Below are 18,962 nucleotides of genomic sequence, written 5' to 3'. Positions count from 1 at the left end.
ATGTATAACCATCAGATACCCCAAAAAGCACTCGGACATGTGTCACCGGTGCAAGCGTTGAAAAACTGGCAGCAGAAAGAACCCGAACGCTTCAAAAAACAGGTCTACAATCTCTCGGGTCTTGACATTTTAGCCGGTTGAGCCGAATTAGAGGCGATGAAACCCCTTACGGGCAACCCATGCATCCATCAAAGATTTAGCCGGTTGAGCCGAATTAGAGGCGATGAAACCTCCAGCTCTACAGCGATAAACTTCGGCATTGATTTAGCCGGTTGAGCCGAATTAGAGGCGATGAAACTCTGGGTGGCTTAACGTAACCGAATGGCTTCGGATTTAGCCGGTTGAGCCGAATTAGAGGCGATGAAACGATACTCTCCTTAAGAGTAAGTGAAGAAAGGTATTTAGCCGGTTGAGCCGAATTAGAGGCGATGAAACACACCCTGGTCACCCAGGGCCACGAACGTGGTATTTAGCCGGTTGAGCCGAATTAGAGGCGATGAAACTCCTTCTAGGAGGTTATTATGGTAAATAAGTATTTAGCCGGTTGAGCCGAATTAGAGGCGATGAAACTGCGATTTCTCGCTCAAAGTCCACCCGAGTTTATTTAGCCGGTTGAGCCGAATTAGAGGCGATGAAACAGAGGGAGTACCTTGCAGCCAACAAGGGAAACATTTAGCCGGTTGAGCCGAATTAGAGGCGATGAAACCTCCCACAACGCCTTCTTTGACGCCCACCACATTTAGCCGGTTGAGCCGAATTAGAGGCGATGAAACGGTCAAACTCCTAAGAGAACAGATACCCGAATATTTAGCCGGTTGAGCCGAATTAGAGGCGATGAAACGATAGTTACCCGCGCTGGTTCGCCGTACCAGCATTTAGCCGGTTAAGCCGAATTAGAGGCGATGAAACCTTGGAGACGGGCTTCGAGCAGGGGATCATCTCCATTTAGCCGGTTGAGCCGAATTAGAGGCGATGAAACACCAGAGTGGCGACCGGCGAAAAAAGATGTCAAATTTAGCCGGTTGAGCCAAATTAGAGGCGATGAAACCTCCCACAACGCCTTCTTTGACGCCCACCACATTTAGCCGGTTGAGCCGAATTAGAGGCGATGAAACTACATCAACCCAGTGCCACGGACCTAAACCGTATTTAGCCGGTTGAGCCGAATTAGAGGCGATGAAACTAATAAGGGTCGCTCAAAAGCGACCCTTTTTTTCATTTAGCCGATTGAAAAGAATTAGAGTGGCGCTGAAGTAAAATCACATGGCACCGCGCATTTTCTTGTTCCGTACAAATTTATAGTTCCCATCTTTGTTAAAGCTATTTTTGCTCAACTGCGTAACACCGAGATAAAATTAGCATGAAAACCCCAATAAATGCGATTGAAACAATCGCTAACTTCTGTAAGGGATAATTATTTAGTTGAGATTTTGTTTGTTTGTCATTTATAATCATTTCTATGTTGAAATAACTATATTAGGAATCACGCCATGACCCACAAAACGTTTCAAGCCCTTGCCGCGCAAGGTTACAATCGCATTCCCGTTGCTTGCGAAGTGCTTGCTGATCTCGATACGCCATTGAGTGTTTATCTCAAACTCGCTGCCGCACCGTATTCGTATTTATTTGAATCAGTGCAGGGTGGTGAAAAATGGGGGCGTTATTCAATCATTGGTTTGCCGTGCCGGACGTTAATTCGGATTCATGGCACCACCATTCACATTGAACGCGACGGGCAAGTCATTGAAACCATTATTGCGCCCGATCCGCTGGCGTGGATTGATGCCTATCAACAGCGGTTTCAAGTTGCCGAAGTTGCTGGGTTGCCGCGCTTCACCGGCGGGCTGGTGGGCTATTTCGGTTATGACACCATCCGTTATATCGAACCGAAATTGGCGCAGTGTCCAAATCCCGATCAGCTCGGCAATCCCGATATTTTGTTGCTGGTATCGGATGAAGTGGTGGTGTTCGACAACCTGAGCGGGCGGCTGCATTTGATCGTGCATCTCGATCCGACGGCGGGCGACACGCTCGCGGCGGGCGAGGCGCGATTGGCGGAATTGACGGCGCGAATGCAGGAGGCGGTGCCGCGTCTCCCCAGCGCCAGCTCGCGTGAAGTCAGCGAGGCGGATTTTATCTCCGGTTTTACCGAGGATGGCTTCAAGCAAGCAGTTGATAACATTAAGGAATACATCAGCGCCGGTGATTGTATGCAGGTCGTGCTGTCGCAGCGGCTGTCGATTCCGTTCTCGGCACCGCCGTTGGATTTATATCGGGCGCTGCGCGGACTGAACCCTTCGCCGTATATGTATTTTCTTGATCTCGGCGGTTTTCACATCGTCGGTTCATCGCCGGAGATTTTGACGCGCTTGGAAGATGGCATCGTCACGGTGCGCCCGATAGCGGGAACGCGGCGGCGCGGTCATACCGAGGCGGAAGATCAGGCGCTCGAAGCCGAGCTGCTCGCCGATCCGAAAGAACGCGCCGAACATCTGATGCTGATTGATTTGGGGCGCAACGATACTGGGCGGGTGGCGGAAATCGGCAGCGTGCGCCTGACCGATAAGATGATCGTTGAGCGTTACTCGCACGTTATGCACATCGTTTCCAACGTCGTTGGCACGCTGCGCGACGGCATGACGGCGATTGATGTGTTGCGGGCGACCTTTCCGGCAGGCACCGTTTCTGGTGCGCCGAAGGTGCGGGCAATGGAAATCATCGACGAGTTGGAGCCGGTCAAGCGCGGGATTTATTCGGGCGCGGTCGGTTATCTGGCGTGGAATGGCAACATGGATACTGCGATTGCGATCCGTACTGCCGTGATTCAAAACGGATTGCTGCACATTCAAGCTGGCGCGGGCATCGTTGCGGATTCGGTGCCGGAAGCGGAATGGCAGGAGACGTTGAATAAAGGGCGGGCGATTTTCCGGGCGGTTGCGGTCGCTGAAGGTGGGATTGATCGGTATGGGTGCGGCGTGAAGCGGGGTTAGCGGCAAGCGTGAGCGGTGCGTACAGTAGTCGATAATGGTGATTAAAGGTTTGTCAGACAGCGCCGATATTGACAGCGAACGACCTATTTTTCCCCGGCGCAGCGCTCACGTTCAGCAGTTCGCCCTTTTGACCACGTTAGGAGAGCAGTCATGTCATTATCAATCAACACCAATATGGCGTCGTTAGTTGCACAGAAAAACGTCGCTAAATCCCAAAACCTTTTGGGGCAAACGATGGAGCGGTTGAGCAGCGGGATGCGCATCAACTCCGCGAAAGATGACGCCGCCGGGTCCGCCATCGCCAATCGCTTGACCTCGCAAGTGCGCGGCATGGAGCAAGCCACCCGCAACGCCAATGATGGTATTTCGTTGGTGCAAACCGCTGAGAGCGCATTGGACGAATCCAGCAACATTTTGCAGCGGATGCGTGAGCTGTCAGTGCAATCGGCGAACGGAACCTACACCAGCGGTAACCGCAGCACGCTGAATGCTGAAACGCAGCAGTTGATTAAAGAACTCGACCGCATTTCTACCAGCACCAACTTCAACGGCATGAATCTGTTGGATGGCACTTCGAGCGATGTCAAATTGCAGATCGGCTCCGGTGCGAACGAAACGATCAGTATCAACATCAGCGCGATGACTTCCAAAGAGTTGGGCGTTTCTGATGCTGCCGGTGTGGGTTCTTTTACCAAGATCGGTGAAGGGACTGATTTGGCATTAGCTGCTGCTGCTCTGGGTTCTTTCAGCTCTGGCGACCTTATTATTAACGGTATCACCATTGATCCAGCGGTCACGTCTGCGGATACCGCTTCGCACGACGCAAAAAATTCCAGCGCCATTTCAACCGCAGCAGCCATTAATGCCAAATCTGCTGAGACCGGCGTGAGCGCAATCGTCGGTGAAACTAGGATCGGTGGCAATGCAATGGATGCTACTGGTGCTGCTCTTGCTGGCGCGATCACTATGAATGGAGTGAGCATTGCATTGGATACGACGGGTGATGCAGCCACGACACGGTCAGGTATTGTCCGTGACATCAACTTGGTCTCAGAACAAACCGGCGTCACGGCGGTGGATAGTGGCACGGATAACGGAGGCATTACTTTAGTTGCTAAAGACGGGCGCAACATCTCGCTTGAGAGCGATGGAACGTTGACTACTGCCGCTACGGGTCTTGGTCTTCCTGGAGGATCGGCCGCCGGTGCTAGCATCACGACCGGCACCGTGACTTTGGTGGCTGATGGCGGCAAGGACATCAATATCACCTCGAATGCTAACGGCAATGCGATTGATGCTGGTTTTATGGAAGGAACCTATAGCGGCAAGGCAACGCAGATTTCGTCTAATCTTGGTGCAAACGTTACCGCGATGACTGCTGGAAACGTTTTAATCAACGCTGTGTCGGTCGGACCTTCTTATGCGACTGATGACAACGCATCGTCAGGCGGCAACGACTACAGTGCGATTGCGAAAGCAGCCGCGTTCAATAAGGTTTCTGCTCAAAGCGGTGTCACTGCGGTAGTGAATACCAATGTGGCAAAGGGCGGGGAAGTTCAAGCGGCTACTGGTGCTGCTGTTGATTTAACGATCAACGGTGTTGCGATTACCCAGTTCACCTCAGTTGCCGGTGCCAATAGCGCCAACCGTCAGGAAATGGTTTCGCAGATTAACAAGCTTTCGGCTGAGACCGGGGTCACCGCTATTGATACGGGTGTTGATGGCACAGCGTCCGGCGGCGGGGTTCAATTGGTTGCCAAAGATGGACGCAACATTGTGGTCGCTGGAAGCAATGCTGCGGAAGGTGGATTGTCTGTTTCTGACGGTACCTATGTTGGCGAGTTTACGCTGACCTCGGATAAGGAAATCGTCGTGTCACGCGGCACGAATGTTGACATTTCCAACACTGGGTTGTTGGCAGGTGAATATGGCAACGGCGAAGATGGCATGTCACTGGCCAGCATTGATATTTCCACTGCTGAGGGCGCACAAAAAGCCATCACCGCCATTGATAACGCGCTGGAACAGGTCAACACCACCAAGTCTGATTTGGGTGCGATCAATAACCGGCTTGATTTCACAATCAGTAACTTGGATGGTATGCGGGTGAATTCAGAAGGATCAAGATCGCGCATTATTGATACAGACTACGCGAAGGAATCGGCAACCTTATCGCGGTCGCAGGTATTGCAACAAGCGAGTTCGGCGATGCTGGCGCAAGCTAACTCAGCGCCGCAACAGATCATGCAGCTTCTCCGTTAAATAACCAACAGATTGCCACCAGCAGTGCCGCGTCCCCAAGTGGGGCGCGGCATTGACATCAGGAGCTTCACATCATGGTCAACGAATCCTCAACGCTTGGTGCAGTTGGTCCGCCGCCATCGCCCACTTCCAATGTCATATCACTTGATTCTGCTTTACGTTCTTCAATCGACGCTATTTCCAAATCCGCTGTCTCCTCTGCTTCACCCCCGTCAACTACCCCGTCTGCCGCGATGACTTCAGAACAACTGACGGCGACGCTTGAACGCATCAATGACCGTTTGCAGGATAATGACAGCACCGTTAGTTTTGCAGTAGATGATGAATCTGGACGGATGGTGATTCGCGTCACCGATACCCGCACTGATGAATTAATTCGCCAAATTCCGAGTGAAGAAGCATTATATTTTGCCAAATACATCGACGAACATCTCGATAATTTAGTTGGTTTAGTGTTACACCAAAAAGCCTGAATATCGAATAACTGCTTAACCTTAAAGGAGTGCGTCATGGATACCAATATCGTCAGTACCCTCGGTGCCGGTTCCGGGATTGATATTAAAAATCTGGTCACGCAGCTCACTGCCATTGAACGTGCGCCTCGCCAAGATCGCATTGATACCAAACAAAAGACCTACGACGCGCAAATTTCCGGCTATGGAAAATTAAAAAGTGCTTTGGATACCTTAAAAACGGCAATTGGTGAACTTGGCAATACCAGTTTATTTAATGCGCGTACCGTGAACGTGCCAGATTCTGAAGCCATTACTGCCAACAAAGTCTCTGCCGGAGCGCAAATTGGTAATTACAGCATTGATGTCTTAAAAGTTGCAAGTGCGCAATCGTTAGCCACTGAAGCGCAAGATGAACGTGATAGCGCACTCAATGCGACTGGCACCATGACCATTAACTTTGGTGCTTGGACATATAGCAGCGTTAATCCGGCTGATCCTTTAGATACTTCTGATCCCTTAGACCAACCCGCTTTTACCGCCAATACCGAGCGTGAGGCATTATCAATTGCCGTTACCGCGACTGATTCACTTGATAGCATTGCCGCAAAAATCAATGAAGCCGATGCTGGAGTGCAGGCATCCGTACTCAAAGTTGATGATAAATACCAGTTGTTATTGACTGCGCCATCAGGTGAAAAAAACGCATTACAAGTTAGCGTGAGTGATCCTAGTTTGAATGGGTTTTCCTTCACCAAAGACAATCACGCTGAAGTGACACAAACGCAACGCGCAAGTGATGCGCAAGTGAAAGTCAATGGTCTGACCGTGACGCGTGAAGATAACACCATGGATGATGTCATCACGGGTTTAAACTTCACCGTTAATAACATTTCAACTGCCAGCTTAAACTTTTCAATTACCGCCGATAAAGACTCAGCCAAGGAATCCGTGCAAGACTTTGTTGCGGCATATAACGTCTTCCAAAAAACCAGCCACGATTTAGTCAGTTATTACCGCGATGAAGACAATAACTTGGTGCGGGGTGAATTAGCGGGTGATATTTCTGCCCGCAGCATGATCGACCAATTGCGCACGTTAATTGGCGGCGCAGTGCCCGGGTTGGCGAGTGGTGGTTTTACTGCGTTGACAAATGTTGGTATTCGCACGGAACGCGATGGTAGTTTGACAATCAACAACACTGAATTTAATGATGCTTTTACAAATCACTTCAATTTGGTTGGTGAATTATTTGCCAGCAAAGCGACATCTGCTAACAGCGCCGTCACGGTGAATCAAGGCACCTTTGCCTCATCAGCAGTTGCTGGCAATTATGAAGTAGCCATTACCCGCGATCCAACGCAAGGTCAAACAGTTGGTAATGCCGTTACTGATGTATTCCCTAAAACAATTGCCAGCGGCGATGGTTACACCTTTAAAATGAATGTCGATGGTGTGTTTTCTAATAGCATCGAATTGACTGGCACCTATGCCTCCGTTGAAGAGTTGCGCCTTGGTTTACAATTGAGCATTAACTCCGATTCCAAACTCAAAGCAGCCGGAGTGGGTGTTGATGTTGGCTTTGATACCGTTAACAACCAGTTCAGTTTTAAGTCGCGGGAATACGGCACGATTTCTCAAGCCATATTTAGTGAAGCTGGCGCGGGCATGGCAAATTTAGGAATTACGCCCACGCAAGCAAAGATTGTCGGTGCCGCACTGACTGAAGCGACTTTTGATAGTGGCACCGATACCTTTACTTCGCCATTAGATGCGACGACGAAAGATTACACTTTTCAGATCAAGGTTGATGGTTTGGAATCAAGTTCTATCACTTTAACAAATACCTATAATTCTGCGGCGGATGTCGCAGCAGAGTTGGAATTAAAAATCAACGCTGATTCTACGTTATCCACTGCTGGTGCCGCCATTGATGTCGAATATGACACCGTGAATAATCGGTTTACGTTTAATTCACGCGCCGGCGGGACGGTATCAGCGATTGAATTTAGCACCGTTAGCGATGATATGGCGGCATTCGGAATAAGCACCACCATGGGTGGCACTCGTGGAATTGATGTGGCGGGAACTGTGAATGGCGTAGAAGGATTTGGCGCGGGCAATGTGTTATTGCCTGATGTTGATTCTGATGCCTATGGGTTGAATTTTAGTGTGCGAGCGGGCGCTAAGGCTGAAAGTGGTGATGGTTTTGAAGTGGGTTTTTCACGCGGCATGGCGGGTGAATTTTTGAACTTAGTCGAACAGTTTTTAAGTTCAAATGGTGTGATTAAAACCCGCGAGTCGAGTATTCAAACCCAACTAGATAAACTGGATGAAGACACTTCAAATTTAGATCGCCGCATGGAAGGCGTCTCAGCACGGCTATTGGCGCAATTCACGACGATGGAGCGCATTGTGGCGAGTTTCCAAGATACCAGCAGCCAATTGGATGGTTTAGTGGATCGATTGCCATTTACGGCTTCTAACGATTAACGCGCAATTGCCATAAAAAAAGGGGCAAGGTGATTGACACCTTGCCCCTTTTTTTTACGCCGTGAATTATTCAGCAGCAATATAGGGTTGATATTCGGGAATAAACATCCGCGCCCGAATCATTGCTTCTAAATCCGCCGGTCGTTCAATGCCAGCTAATCCTTCCGCAAATGCCAATTCACACACCGCCACTGCGATTTGCACCGAAATCTCGCGGATCAACGTCAAATCAGGATACAAGCGCCCGACCGCTAAACTGTCCTCGCCCACCAAGCCTGCCAACGTCCGCGCTGCGATATAAAACATTGCATCCGTTACCTTTTTTGCTCGGCAACTGATGACGCCCTGACCAACGCCGGGGAAGATGTACATGTTGTTGCATTGCCCCGGCACCAGCAGATGTCCGCCGCGAGTGACTGGCGGAAACGGACTGCCGCTGGCAAATAACGCCGCGCCATTCGTCCACTCATACGCTTGCTCCGCCGTGCATTCCGCTTTGCTGGTCGGATTCGACAGCGGGAACAAAATCGGGCGCTCGCAATAACTGTGCATCGCCCGCACCACCGCCTCGCTGAAACTGCCCGCTTGCCCGCTGACACCGATCAGAATCGTGGGGCGCACTGCGTGTATCACCGCCAATAAATCCGGCAGCGGCGCAGAATCCTGCGCGAAGGGGCGCTTGTGTTCCGACAAGCTATCAAGCCGCTCCAGCGTCACCAAACCCTGTGAATCCAGCGTCCAAATCTGCCGCCGCGCTGCATCCAGCGTCATGCCTGATTCCGCCATCATGCCCGCAACGAAGGTGTCGGCGATGCCCCGCGCTGCCGCGCCAGCACCCAAAAACACAATCCGCTGCTCGCTCAACGTCTGTTTGGTAATCCGCAGCGCACTGAGAATGCCCGCCAGCGTGACTGCGCCCGTGCCTTGAATATCATCGTTAAAACACAGCACTTGGCGGCGATACCGCTCCAGCAATTGAAACGCCTGATCGTTAGAAAAATCTTCAAATTGAATCAGCGCATGTGGCCAGCGGGCGTGAACGGCACGAATAAATGCCTCCACCACCGTTTCATACGCCGGGCCGGTCAAGCGCGGCAGGCGGCGTCCGAGATACAGCGGATCATCGCGCAGCGCCTGATTATTGGTGCCCATATCCAACAAAATCGGCAGCGTCCGGCGCGGTTCCAATCCCGCGCCGACCACATACAGCGACAGCTTGCCGATGGGAATGCCCATCCCGTTCGCGCCCAGATCGCCTAAACCGAGGATCCGACTGCCGTCGGACACCACGATGATTTCCACCTCATCTTCCGGCCAGTTTTGCGCCATTTCCGCAAAGTGCGCGACATCATCAGCACTGAAATACATGCCGCGACTGCGTTGATAAATATGAGAAAACTGGCTACACGCCAACCCAACAACCGGCGTGTAAATGATCGGCGTCATCTCGTTGAGATGCGACAACAGCACGCGGTAATAAAGCGTTTCGTTGCGGTCGTGGAGCGTTTCCAAATAAGTGTAGCGATCCAGATCATCGTGCTGGCGCTGGAAATTTTGCAGAATGCGCCGCTCTTGATCTTCAATATCAACCACTTGCGGTGGTACCAGCCCGCGCAAGCCCAAGGTGGCACGTTCATTGATTGTAAAACCGGTGCCCTTGTTGAGCAGCGGATCGCGGACAAGATCAAGACCGCGTTTGTACACCGGCAGCGGAGCGCCAGCGGCAAGTGGACTGGTGGAATCGGTCATCAGGTCAAACTCCTGCACATGCAGTGGTGAGGCGGTCGAAGCAACCGCTAAAGCGAAACGGATGGCGCATTCTAGCGCGTTGCATGGCGGCAAATTGTTTGTTCACCGCGACCGCTGCAAACCCCGCTTGCGCGGCTGCATAAACCAAGAGTATAGTATTTTTGTGCAGCGCAACAATTGGCATTGACCTTTGATTTTATTCTTAAATTTAACGCTTGAGGTGCGCGATGCCCTTATCAAATGTTCCGCCAGATGATTCCCCCGATCTGCTGCAACCTGAACTGATTGAAGGGCTGGCGCGGGTCGTCGCCGTGGAGGGCGAGCTGGTGTGGTTGGAGCCAGAAACCACCACCACCTGCGGCGGCTGCGCGGCATCTGGATTGTGTGGCGCGACGGGCATCGGCACGACTGCGCGGCGGCTCCAATTTCGTCGCTTTTCCCTCATTAACACTCCGCAGTTAGTGGTCGGCGAGCGCATCGTCGTCGGCGTGGACGGGCGAGCGTTATTGAAAGCATCGGGCACCGCCTACGCACTGCCGCTGCTCATCATGTTTGGCGCCGGCGGCGTGGCGCAAAGCAGCGTCGGCAGTGATGGCGTCACGATGGCGGCGATGGTGAGCGGATTGGCAATCGGTTTGCTTGCTGCACGCTGGGGAGCGCAGTGGTTGGGCAGTCGCGGTCAACTCGCCCCACGTTTTCTCCGCCGCGTCGACTGCGATGCAACCAGTCAATTTGTGACTTTAGAGAGCTGAAAAAATGCAGGAATACATACTTTTGATGGTGGGAGCGGCGCTGGTCAACAACGTGATCTTGGCGCGGTTTCTGGGTTTGTGCTCGTTTATGGGCGTCACCACGCGCATCGACACTGCGATTGGCATGGGCTTGGCGACGACCTTCGTGATTACCGTGTCGTCAATGGGCAACTGGGCGGTGGAACAGTATTTGCTGGAGCCGTATCACCTCGGCTATCTGCGCACCGTGACCTTCATTTTGGTGATCGCCGGCGCAGTGCAATTCACCGAGATGACAGTGCGCAAAGTCTCGCCGCCCTTGTTTCAAATGCTGGGGATTTACTTGCCGCTGATTACCACCAATTGCGCAGTATTGGGCGTGGCGCTGCTGTTGGTAGAAGGCAAGATGACGTTCATTGCCGCCACCGTGTTCGCTTTCGCCTCTTCGCTCGGCTACAGCTTGGTAATGGTGATTTTTGCCGGACTGCGTGAGCGGCTGGCGCTGGCTGAGGTGCCGCGTTTATTCGCCGGCCCGCCGATTGGATTCATCGTCGCCAGCCTGCTGGCGCTGGCATTTTTAGGGTTTTCGGGCATTAGCACGTCTTAACGCAACCGTGGAGGGCGCAAGCCATGTTGACAGCAGTAGGTAGTTTGACCGCGATGGGCATCGCCCTCGGTGGTTTATTAGGGGTAGCGGCACGGTTGCTGGCGGTGGAGGAAGACCCGCTCGAACAGGAACTGCAAGCGATGTTGCCGGGGTCACAGTGCGGACAATGTGGTTTTGTCGGCTGTGCGCAGGCGGCAGTCGCGCTCGCCAAAGGTGAAGCGCCAGTCACGCTCTGTCCGCCCGGCGGCAAGGCGGTTGCCGAGCAGTTGGCAAAACGCCTCGGCGTGTCGGTCGATCTCAGCGATCACGCCGCGCAGGTGCCAATGTACGCGGTGATTGATGAGGCGCTGTGCATTGGCTGCACGCGCTGCGTCAAAGAGTGTTCAGTGGATGGCATCATCGGCACCAGCAAAATGATGCACACCGTGTTGGCAGAAACCTGTCATGGCTGCGGCAAGTGCGCCGAAGCCTGCCCGACTGATGCAATCACAATGGTGGAGATTCCGCGCACCTTGGCAACTTGGCACTGGCCAAAGCCCAACGCCAAACACATTCACTGACATTCAAATCCCTCCTGCCGCGCTGTGAACCCAGCGCGGCAGGAGGGATTTTTTTTGCGGGAGCGAGCACGTTATGAAACTTTTTCCAATCCGGGGTGGCATCCATCCCGACTATCACAAAGAACTCAGCGGCGAGTGCGCGATTGAAACCTTGCCGCTGCCCGCGCACCTCTATTTGCCGGTGCAGCAGCACATCGGAGCGCCAGCCGAGATTCTGGTCAGCGAAGGTGAAACGGTGAAAAAAGGGCAGCTCATCGCCCGCCGTCAGGGGCAGATTTCCGCTCCGCATCACGCGCCCACCTCCGGCACCGTGATCGCCGTCACCGAAGTGCCCGCGCCACATCCGTCGGGTTTGTCGCAGTTGACCATCGTGCTGGAACCCGATGGGCGCGATGAATGGGTGACGACGCTGCCAGAACCCATCGCCGATCCGTTTGCCGTTCCCGCCGAAGTGCTCGCCGAGCGCGTCGCCGACTGCGGCATCGTCGGCATGGGCGGTGCGACCTTTCCGTCCGCCGTCAAGCTCCAGCTCGGCATTCGTCACCGCATCGACACGCTGTTGATTAACGGCGCGGAGTGCGAGCCGTATCTGACCTGCGATGACCGCCTGATGCGCGAACACGCCGATGAAATCATCGACGGGGCGCGGATCATGGCGTATGCGCTCGGCGCGGGGCGGATCGTGGTGGGGATTGAGGAAAACAAACCGCAGGCGATTGCCGCGATCACGGTCGCAGCGACGGCGTTTCCGCAGATTGAAATTGCGGCGCTGCCGGTGAAATATCCGATGGGTTCAGAACGGCATTTAACCTTAGCAATCACTGGCTTAGAAACACCAGCCCGCAAATTGACGGCGGATTTGGGCGTGGTGGTTCACAACGTGGCGACGGCTCGCGCAATTCATCAAGCGGTGCGGTTTGGGCGTCCGTTGATTACCCGCGTCGTCACCGTCAGCGGCGAGGGCATTCGCACTCCCAAAAATATCGAAGCGCCGATTGGAACGCAGGTCAATGATTTGATTGCATTTTGTGGCGGCTTCGCGCAGCGCCCGGAGCGGATCATTCAAGGCGGACCGATGATGGGCACGCCGCTGCCGAATCTGGATGTGCCGGTGGTCAAGGGCACGTCGGGCATTTTGGCGCTCACCGCTGCCGAAATTAACGACCGTCCGTCTGATCCGTGCATTCGCTGCGGTTCGTGCGTGAACATTTGCGCCTGCGGACTGACGCCGGTGGAGCTGGCGGCGCGGATTCGTCACGACGATTTAGAAGGTGCCATCACGCTCGGTTTGCTGGACTGCGTGTCGTGCGGCAGTTGCTCGTGGGTGTGCCCGTCGCACATTCCGCTGGTGCATTATTTCAATTACGCCAAGGGCGCACTCGCTGCGCAAGATCGGGAGCAACGCAAATTGGAGCGCACCAAGACGCTGGTGGAGGCAAATACGGCGCGGCAGGAACGTTTGGCTGCGCAGCGGGCAGCAGCGCGTAAACCCAAAGCTGCGCCCGGCGGTGAGGTGTCAGCATGAGTCAGGCTGCAACTGCGACGATCAGCGGGCCGTTTGCGCACAACACCAACACGGTGCAGCGCACCATGTTCACGGTGGTGCTGGCGCTGTCACCAGCGACGCTGTTTAACCTGTATCTCTTTGGTTGGCCGTCAATTTTTCTCTTCGCCGTCACCATCGGCGCGTGTCTCGCCACCGAAGCGATCAGCCTGGTGCTGGCGGGACGTCCGCTGTGGCGCACCTTGACCGATGGTTCGGCAATTCTGACCGGCTGGCTGTTGGCGATGACGCTGCCACCTTGGGCACCGTGGTGGATTGGCGTGCTCGGCGCAGTGATCGCAATTCCGTTGGCAAAACAAGCGTTTGGCGGTCTCGGTCAAAATCTGTTCAATCCGGCGATGGTGGCGCGAGTGGCGCTGCTGGTGTCATTTCCGGTGGTGATGACGGCGTGGATTGCGCCGCATCCGCTGTTTTCTGACCACTCGCCCGGTGTGCAGCAATCCATCGCCATCACCTTTGGCGGTGAAATGCCCGACGGCGTGACGGCAGCGACGGCGCTGGGTTATGTCAAAACGGAATTGTCGCGGGGCGTACCGGTGGCGGAATCGCTGACCGAATACGGGCGCGACACCACGCTGACCTACACGCCCGATCTGATGGATTTGGCGACTGGCTATAAACCGGGCAGCTTGGGCGAAACTTCGGCAGTGCTGATTTTGCTGGGCGGGCTGTATTTGATGCGGCGGCGGATCATCACTTGGCATATTCCCGTGACGGTGTTGGGAACGCTGTTTGTGATGGGCACGATCTTTAATTTGGTTGATTCCAGCCGCTTTGCGCCGGGTCTCTTTCACGTCTTTTCGGGCGCAGCATTTCTCGGTGCCTTTTTCATTGCCACCGATTACGTCACCTCGCCCGTGTCGGAAAAAGGACAAATCATCTTCGGCATTGGTGTGGGATTACTGACATGGGTCATTCGCACCTTCGCTGGCTATCCCGAAGGCATGGCATTTGCGGTATTACTGATGAATTCAGTCACGCCCATTATTGATCAATACACCCGTCCCCGTTTATTCGGTCGCACCCGCAAGGGCGAACCATTGCCAATTAAGGTGCAGCCATGACGTTTGATGTGAAAGCAATTCCACTGGTTGCCAATTTTAACCAGATGATGGCACAGCGCGAAGGCGCGATGGTTCACGGCATCATTTTGGGAATTTTCTGTCTTGGGTTTGGAATTTTTCTGGCATTGACAGAGTTGGCAACGCACAATTCTATTGCAGATCGTGCAATGGAAGATCGCCAAAATTCACTCGGTCAAGTCATTCCAAAAACGATTCACGACAATAACCCGGTGCTCGATACGCTGACCTTAAAAGATGATGAAGGTGAGGATTTACTCATCTATCGCGCTCGGCAAAACGGGCAAGTGACCGGCGTGGCGTATGAAGTACACGGTTCCGGTTATGCCGGACGAATGAAATTCATGCTGGGTGTCGATGCGGAAGGGAAGGTATTAGGTGTTCGCGCTTTAAGCCATAAAGAAACACCCGGCTTAGGTGATAAAATCGAAACCAAAAAAGGCGATTGGATTTTACAATTCGTTGGGTTATCAATTGGCAATCCACCATTGGAAAAATGGAAAGTGAAGAAAGATGGTGGAAAATTCGATCAATTCACCGGCGCAACCATCACTCCGCGTGGCACCATTAACGCGATTCGCAGCGGATTAGAATTCTTTGCTGCCAATCGAGCGCAATTATTGGAGGTGAAATAATGGCAACTCCGAGTTATGGGCGCATTGCCCGCGATGGGTTATGGGATAACAATGGCGTCATTGCGATGTTATTGGGCATGTGCCCGACAATGGCAATGACCACCAGCGCCACCAATGGCTTAGGCATGGGATTGGCAACCGCAGTCGTGATGGCGGCATCCAATTTTATGGTGGCGGCTTCACGCAATTACATTACCCGCGAAGTGCGCATTCCGGTCTACATTTTAATTGTGGCTGCGAATGTGACCTTTGTGGATTTAACCATGAATGCGTGGATGCACGAGCTGTATAAAGTATTGGGATTATTTATTCCCTTGATCGTCTCCAACTGTTTACCGCTGGCGCGATTAGAATCCTTTGCTTCCAAAGAACCGGTGATGCCGGCGTTAATGGACGGCATCTTTATGGGTTTAGGATTTACGTTGGCATTAACGTTAATTGGTGCCATTCGTGAAATCACCGGCGCGGGGACTTTATTTGCCGATGCGTCATTATTATTGGGGCCGGCATTTAAGTTTATGGAAATGCGCATCATGCCAGCGGATATGGGCGTGTTGATGATGATTTTGCCGCCGGGCGGATTCTTGGTGACTGGCTTTGTGGTGGTCGGCAAACGCCTGATTGACATCCGCACTGGTAAGGGCATCCAGATGTCTGGTGCGCACAGCGTGTGAGGATAAACTGATGAAAGTCAACGTGATTTATGCGCAAGCCAAGCGCCAACTGGTGCTCACGACGGAAGTGCCCGATGGGGCGACGGTGCAGGAAGCGATTGCAGGTTCTGGCGTGTTGACGCAGTGCCCGGAAATTGATTTGGAACAGCAAAAGGTGGGAATTTTTGGCAAGGTCACGGCGCTGACGACGGTAGTGAGCGATGGTGATCGGGTGGAAATTTATCGCCCATTGATTGCGGATCCAAAGGCAATGAAAGGACGCGCTAAAACGGACAGTGCCGCCGCGCAATCTTAATGTGAATGAATGAAAAAAGCCGCCTTCAGAATACTGAAGGCGGCTTTTTTATGTGCGATTGACTGTGCAATGAACACATCAATTTTTAATTAAGCAACTCCCATTAACCAACTTCCTAACATGGGTAAAGCGGCATAGCGTGTGAGATCAACTTGCAGCGGTGTGATTGATACGAATCCATTGCGCACCGCGTCAAAATCAGTACCCACGCCCGCATCCTGCTCCGGCCCCGCCGGCCCAATCCAATAAATACGCTGCCCGCGGGGGTCTTGCGACATCACCACCGGTTCGGCTTTATGGCGATTGCCCAAGCGGGTGGCGACAAACCCATTTAATTCATCAAACGGACAATCGGGCACATTGACATTCAAAATGATGCTTGGCTCCAGCGGCTGCTCGCGCAGGCGCTGCACCAATACCACCGCCACTCGCGCTGCCGTTGCCAAATGCTGCGGCGTGTGCGAGACGATGGAGATCGCCATCGCGGGTAAACCCAAAAACCGCCCTTCCGTTGCCGCCGCGACCGTGCCCGAATAAATCACGTCATCGCCGAGATTCGGGCCGTGATTGATGCCCGCCACGACGATGTCAGGATCGGTATCTGACAGTCCGGTGAGCGCGAGATGAACGCAATCCGTCGGCGTTCCGTTCACGCGCATGAACCCATTGGGCATCCGGCTGGCGCGTAATGGCACATCCAGCGTGAGTGAATTGCTCGCGCCGCTGCGATCCCGATCTGGCGCGACCACCACCACTTTTCCGAGCACCCGCAGCGCTTCTACCAGCGCGATCAAGCCCGGTGATTGATAGCCGTCATCGTTGCTCACCAGAATCTTCATCGTTTTATCCACTTCAAAATCAAGCATTGCGGTAGAAGGCGCGGTGGCACGTTAGATTTTTTCGCGGATACGCGCTGCCTTGCCGGTCAAACCGCGCAAGTAATACAACTTGGCACGGCGCACGTCGCCTCTGCGCTTCACTTCAATCCCGCCAATCGCTGGGCTGTAGGTTTGAAACACGCGCTCAACGCCTTCGCCGTGTGACATTTTGCGCACCGTAAACGCGGAATTCAGCCCACGTTTGCGAATTGCAATCACGATGCCTTCAAACGCCTGCAACCGCTCACGGTTGGCTTCTTTCACCTTGACCTGCACGACAACGGTGTCGCCGGGCGCAAAGTTGGGCACTTCACGGGTCATCTGTTCTTGTTCAAGTGCGCGAATAATGTTGCTCATAATTTCCCTCAGATTTTTGTAGTTAGCGCCAAATCGTGGTGATAAACCGCTATAAATTCATCAAGTAACGCTTGCTCAGTCGCATTCACTCCCCGCCGCTGCAATAAATCGGGACGGCGCAACCAAGTGCGACCGAGTGCTTGGCGCAGCCGCCACCGTGCGATTGCGGCATGATCGCCGCCGAGTAACACCGATGGCACTGCGTCACCATCGAGCTGCTCCGGGCGGGTGTAGTGCGGGCAATCTAACAGCCCATTGACGTGCGAATCTTGTTGCGCGGATTCCGCGTGACCGAGTACGCCCGGCAACAGCCGAATCACGGCATCCATCACCACCAGCGCGGGCAGTTCGCCGCCGCTCAAGACGTAATCCCCAATCGACCATTCCTCGTCAACGTGCGCGGTCAGCAACCGCTCATCGACGCCTTCATAGCGCCCCGCCACGAGAATCCAGCCCGGCTGCGCGGCAATCGCAGCGATTGCTGCGTGATTGAGCAAACGACCTTGCGGCGACAAATACGCCACGCGACTGGCTGGTGCCGCAGCGCGAGCCGCGCTAATCGCGGCACGCAACGGCTCTACCTTCATCACCATCCCCGGCCCGCCGCCGTAAGGTCGATCATCGACGGTACGATGAATGTCCTGCGTAAAATCACGCGGATTCCACAGCGCCAGCTCGACCAGTCCACGCGAGAAAGCGCGACCGGTGACACCTTGAGCGACTGGCACCTGAAACAACTCGGGAAATAAGGTGATGATGTCAAAGCGCATGGCAACAATCAGTGACCGAGATGACGGAAAATGCCGTTAAAAATCAGGGTCCCACGCGACTTCGATCTGGTGGCGGACAAAATCGACATCCTTGATAACCTCGCCCCAAACGAACGGCAGCAGATGTTCGCGTTCGCCCTTGATGACCAGCACATCGTTAGCGCCAGTCGAAAACAGATGATCGACCACACCGAGCGTGACGCCAGTGGTCGTGACCACCGTCAAACCTTCCAAATCAATCCAATAAAACTCATCTGCTTGCGGCGGCGGCAATTGCTCCCGCAGCACCGCAATTTCGCTGCCCACCAATTGCGCAGCAGCGTCGCGGTCATTGCAGCCGTCAAGCCGCACGATCATTCCTTTTCCGTGCAGTTTGCGTTCTGCCACTCGGCGCACCTGCGCTTGGGCACCGATCAGCCACGGCGAATAACTGAGAATGCCATCACGCGGGGCGGTGTCAGACAACACCTTCACCCAACCTTTCAGACCATAAACGCCCACGATGCGGCCGAGAACGATGCGGGTTTGAGGGGCTGGAGTGGTCATCAGAAGGTTGAATTAAGCCGCTGCTGCCGCGTCACGCGCAGCTTGTTTCAAGAGCTGTTTGGCGCGATCAGTGGGCTGTGCGCCCTGACGAATCCAATGATCGGCGCGTTCGCGGTCAATGCGCAACGGAACCTCACCACCACGCGCATTGGGATTGAAAAACCCTAAACGTTCAATGTAACGACCATCGCGCTTGGCACGAATGTCGGCAACGACGATTTGATAAAAAGGATTCTTTTTAGAACCCCCACGCGATAAACGAATCGTGACCATAATGTTGTCCTAAAGTTCAGGCGGTGAACGGCGCGGATGACCCG

General features: G+C 53.7%; 18 protein-coding genes and 1 pseudogene. 13 read left to right on the top strand and 6 right to left on the bottom strand.

Features of this window, described 5'->3' with window-relative positions; all coding sequences use genetic code 11:
• From CKO12_RS14925 to fliD, 5 genes and pseudogenes are all read left to right on the top strand, one after another.
• A pseudogene (locus CKO12_RS14925) lies at positions 1–141 on the top strand (IS481 family transposase); the annotation flags it as partial.
• 1,349 nt (positions 142–1,490) lie between these two features.
• Positions 1,491–2,990 carry an anthranilate synthase component I gene (gene trpE / locus CKO12_RS08545; RefSeq protein ID WP_200154314.1) on the top strand — a complete coding sequence of 500 codons (1,500 nt, stop codon included), beginning with the start codon at positions 1,491–1,493 and terminating at the stop codon, positions 2,988–2,990.
• Positions 2,991–3,140: 150 nt separating this feature from the next.
• Positions 3,141–5,252 (top strand): flagellin N-terminal helical domain-containing protein, encoded by a 2,112-nt coding sequence (locus tag CKO12_RS08540; protein ID WP_200154313.1) that lies wholly within the window; start codon positions 3,141–3,143, stop codon positions 5,250–5,252.
• A gap of 233 nt (positions 5,253–5,485) precedes the next feature.
• A complete protein-coding gene (locus CKO12_RS14920; protein WP_242466265.1) occupies positions 5,486–5,725 on the top strand; it encodes a flagellar protein FlaG in 240 nt (79 codons plus the stop codon).
• A 36-nt stretch (positions 5,726–5,761) separates the two neighbouring features.
• Complete coding sequence (gene fliD, locus CKO12_RS08530; protein WP_200154311.1) at positions 5,762–8,197, top strand: flagellar filament capping protein FliD; 2,436 nt, start codon at positions 5,762–5,764, stop codon at positions 8,195–8,197.
• Positions 8,198–8,263: 66 nt separating this feature from the next.
• On the opposite strand, the gene CKO12_RS08525 is transcribed toward fliD, so the two are convergent.
• Positions 8,264–9,946: an NAD-dependent malic enzyme gene (locus CKO12_RS08525; protein WP_200154310.1), complete on the bottom strand. Its 1,683-nt coding sequence runs from the start codon at positions 9,944–9,946 to the stop codon at positions 8,264–8,266.
• 227 nt (positions 9,947–10,173) lie between these two features.
• Here CKO12_RS08525 and CKO12_RS08520 point away from each other — a divergent pair, with 227 nt between their 5' ends.
• The 8 genes from CKO12_RS08520 (at position 10,174) to CKO12_RS08485 (ending at position 16,094) form a co-directional block, all read left to right on the top strand.
• The gene (locus CKO12_RS08520; protein ID WP_200154309.1) at positions 10,174–10,698 is read left to right on the top strand and encodes a SoxR reducing system RseC family protein; all 525 of its coding nucleotides are present in this window, start codon (positions 10,174–10,176) and stop codon (positions 10,696–10,698) included.
• A gap of 4 nt (positions 10,699–10,702) precedes the next feature.
• Positions 10,703–11,284, top strand: coding sequence for an electron transport complex subunit RsxA (gene rsxA, locus CKO12_RS08515; protein ID WP_200154308.1), 582 nt, complete (start codon positions 10,703–10,705; stop codon positions 11,282–11,284).
• A gap of 23 nt (positions 11,285–11,307) precedes the next feature.
• Positions 11,308–11,844 (top strand): RnfABCDGE type electron transport complex subunit B, encoded by a 537-nt coding sequence (locus tag CKO12_RS08510; protein WP_200154307.1) that lies wholly within the window; start codon positions 11,308–11,310, stop codon positions 11,842–11,844.
• Positions 11,845–11,917: 73 nt separating this feature from the next.
• On the top strand, positions 11,918–13,369 hold the full coding sequence (rsxC, locus tag CKO12_RS08505) for an electron transport complex subunit RsxC (protein ID WP_200154306.1): 1,452 nt from the start codon (positions 11,918–11,920) through the stop codon (positions 13,367–13,369).
• Positions 13,366–14,472: an RnfABCDGE type electron transport complex subunit D gene (locus tag CKO12_RS08500; RefSeq protein ID WP_200154305.1), complete on the top strand. Its 1,107-nt coding sequence runs from the start codon at positions 13,366–13,368 to the stop codon at positions 14,470–14,472. The genes rsxC and CKO12_RS08500 overlap by 4 nt, the downstream gene beginning before the upstream one ends.
• Complete coding sequence (rsxG, locus tag CKO12_RS08495; RefSeq protein ID WP_242466264.1) at positions 14,469–15,125, top strand: electron transport complex subunit RsxG; 657 nt, start codon at positions 14,469–14,471, stop codon at positions 15,123–15,125. The genes CKO12_RS08500 and rsxG overlap by 4 nt, the downstream gene beginning before the upstream one ends.
• Complete coding sequence (locus tag CKO12_RS08490; protein WP_200154304.1) at positions 15,125–15,799, top strand: electron transport complex subunit E; 675 nt, start codon at positions 15,125–15,127, stop codon at positions 15,797–15,799. The genes rsxG and CKO12_RS08490 overlap by 1 nt, the downstream gene beginning before the upstream one ends.
• A 10-nt stretch (positions 15,800–15,809) precedes the next feature.
• A complete protein-coding gene (locus CKO12_RS08485) occupies positions 15,810–16,094 on the top strand; it encodes an RnfH family protein (RefSeq protein ID WP_200154303.1) in 285 nt (94 codons plus the stop codon).
• Between the two features lie 89 nt (positions 16,095–16,183).
• Here CKO12_RS08485 and surE read toward each other — a convergent pair whose 3' ends face one another.
• From surE to rpsP, 5 genes are read right to left on the bottom strand one after another with little or no spacing between them, the layout of a single operon-like run.
• Entirely contained in the window at positions 16,184–16,933 is a 750-nt protein-coding gene (surE, locus tag CKO12_RS08480) for a 5'/3'-nucleotidase SurE (RefSeq protein WP_200154321.1), read from the bottom strand.
• A gap of 51 nt (positions 16,934–16,984) precedes the next feature.
• Complete coding sequence (gene rplS / locus CKO12_RS08475; RefSeq protein ID WP_200154302.1) at positions 16,985–17,329, bottom strand: 50S ribosomal protein L19; 345 nt, start codon at positions 17,327–17,329, stop codon at positions 16,985–16,987.
• An 8-nt stretch (positions 17,330–17,337) separates the two neighbouring features.
• Positions 17,338–18,099, bottom strand: coding sequence for a tRNA (guanosine(37)-N1)-methyltransferase TrmD (gene trmD / locus CKO12_RS08470; RefSeq protein WP_200154301.1), 762 nt, complete (start codon positions 18,097–18,099; stop codon positions 17,338–17,340).
• 36 nt (positions 18,100–18,135) lie between these two features.
• Positions 18,136–18,645 carry a ribosome maturation factor RimM gene (gene rimM / locus CKO12_RS08465; RefSeq protein WP_200154300.1) on the bottom strand — a complete coding sequence of 170 codons (510 nt, stop codon included), beginning with the start codon at positions 18,643–18,645 and terminating at the stop codon, positions 18,136–18,138.
• 12 nt (positions 18,646–18,657) lie between these two features.
• The gene (rpsP, locus tag CKO12_RS08460; protein WP_200154299.1) at positions 18,658–18,918 is read right to left on the bottom strand and encodes a 30S ribosomal protein S16; all 261 of its coding nucleotides are present in this window, start codon (positions 18,916–18,918) and stop codon (positions 18,658–18,660) included.
• Positions 18,919–18,962: the final 44 nt, after the last annotated feature.

Source organism: Chromatium okenii (assembly GCF_016583745.1).
Classification (GTDB): domain Bacteria; phylum Pseudomonadota; class Gammaproteobacteria; order Chromatiales; family Chromatiaceae; genus Chromatium; species Chromatium okenii.
This window is presented reverse-complemented; position numbering and strand designations above follow the sequence as displayed.

What these genes read in the sequence shown, in the direction of transcription:
- trpE (WP_200154314.1), top strand. Translation starts at nt 1,491, where the DNA reads ATGACCCACAAAACGTTTCAAGCCCTTGCCGCGCAAGGTTACAATCGC.
- CKO12_RS08540 (WP_200154313.1), top strand. Translation starts at nt 3,141, where the DNA reads ATGTCATTATCAATCAACACCAATATGGCGTCGTTAGTTGCACAGAAA.
- CKO12_RS14920 (WP_242466265.1), top strand. Translation starts at nt 5,486, where the DNA reads ATGACTTCAGAACAACTGACGGCGACGCTTGAACGCATCAATGACCGT.
- fliD (WP_200154311.1), top strand. Translation starts at nt 5,762, where the DNA reads ATGGATACCAATATCGTCAGTACCCTCGGTGCCGGTTCCGGGATTGAT.
- CKO12_RS08525 (WP_200154310.1), bottom strand. Translation starts at nt 9,946, where the DNA reads ATGACCGATTCCACCAGTCCACTTGCCGCTGGCGCTCCGCTGCCGGTG.
- CKO12_RS08520 (WP_200154309.1), top strand. Translation starts at nt 10,174, where the DNA reads ATGCCCTTATCAAATGTTCCGCCAGATGATTCCCCCGATCTGCTGCAA.
- rsxA (WP_200154308.1), top strand. Translation starts at nt 10,703, where the DNA reads ATGCAGGAATACATACTTTTGATGGTGGGAGCGGCGCTGGTCAACAAC.
- CKO12_RS08510 (WP_200154307.1), top strand. Translation starts at nt 11,308, where the DNA reads ATGTTGACAGCAGTAGGTAGTTTGACCGCGATGGGCATCGCCCTCGGT.
- rsxC (WP_200154306.1), top strand. Translation starts at nt 11,918, where the DNA reads ATGAAACTTTTTCCAATCCGGGGTGGCATCCATCCCGACTATCACAAA.
- CKO12_RS08500 (WP_200154305.1), top strand. Translation starts at nt 13,366, where the DNA reads ATGAGTCAGGCTGCAACTGCGACGATCAGCGGGCCGTTTGCGCACAAC.
- rsxG (WP_242466264.1), top strand. Translation starts at nt 14,469, where the DNA reads ATGACGTTTGATGTGAAAGCAATTCCACTGGTTGCCAATTTTAACCAG.
- CKO12_RS08490 (WP_200154304.1), top strand. Translation starts at nt 15,125, where the DNA reads ATGGCAACTCCGAGTTATGGGCGCATTGCCCGCGATGGGTTATGGGAT.
- CKO12_RS08485 (WP_200154303.1), top strand. Translation starts at nt 15,810, where the DNA reads ATGAAAGTCAACGTGATTTATGCGCAAGCCAAGCGCCAACTGGTGCTC.
- surE (WP_200154321.1), bottom strand. Translation starts at nt 16,933, where the DNA reads ATGAAGATTCTGGTGAGCAACGATGACGGCTATCAATCACCGGGCTTG.
- rplS (WP_200154302.1), bottom strand. Translation starts at nt 17,329, where the DNA reads ATGAGCAACATTATTCGCGCACTTGAACAAGAACAGATGACCCGTGAA.
- trmD (WP_200154301.1), bottom strand. Translation starts at nt 18,099, where the DNA reads ATGCGCTTTGACATCATCACCTTATTTCCCGAGTTGTTTCAGGTGCCA.
- rimM (WP_200154300.1), bottom strand. Translation starts at nt 18,645, where the DNA reads ATGACCACTCCAGCCCCTCAAACCCGCATCGTTCTCGGCCGCATCGTG.
- rpsP (WP_200154299.1), bottom strand. Translation starts at nt 18,918, where the DNA reads ATGGTCACGATTCGTTTATCGCGTGGGGGTTCTAAAAAGAATCCTTTT.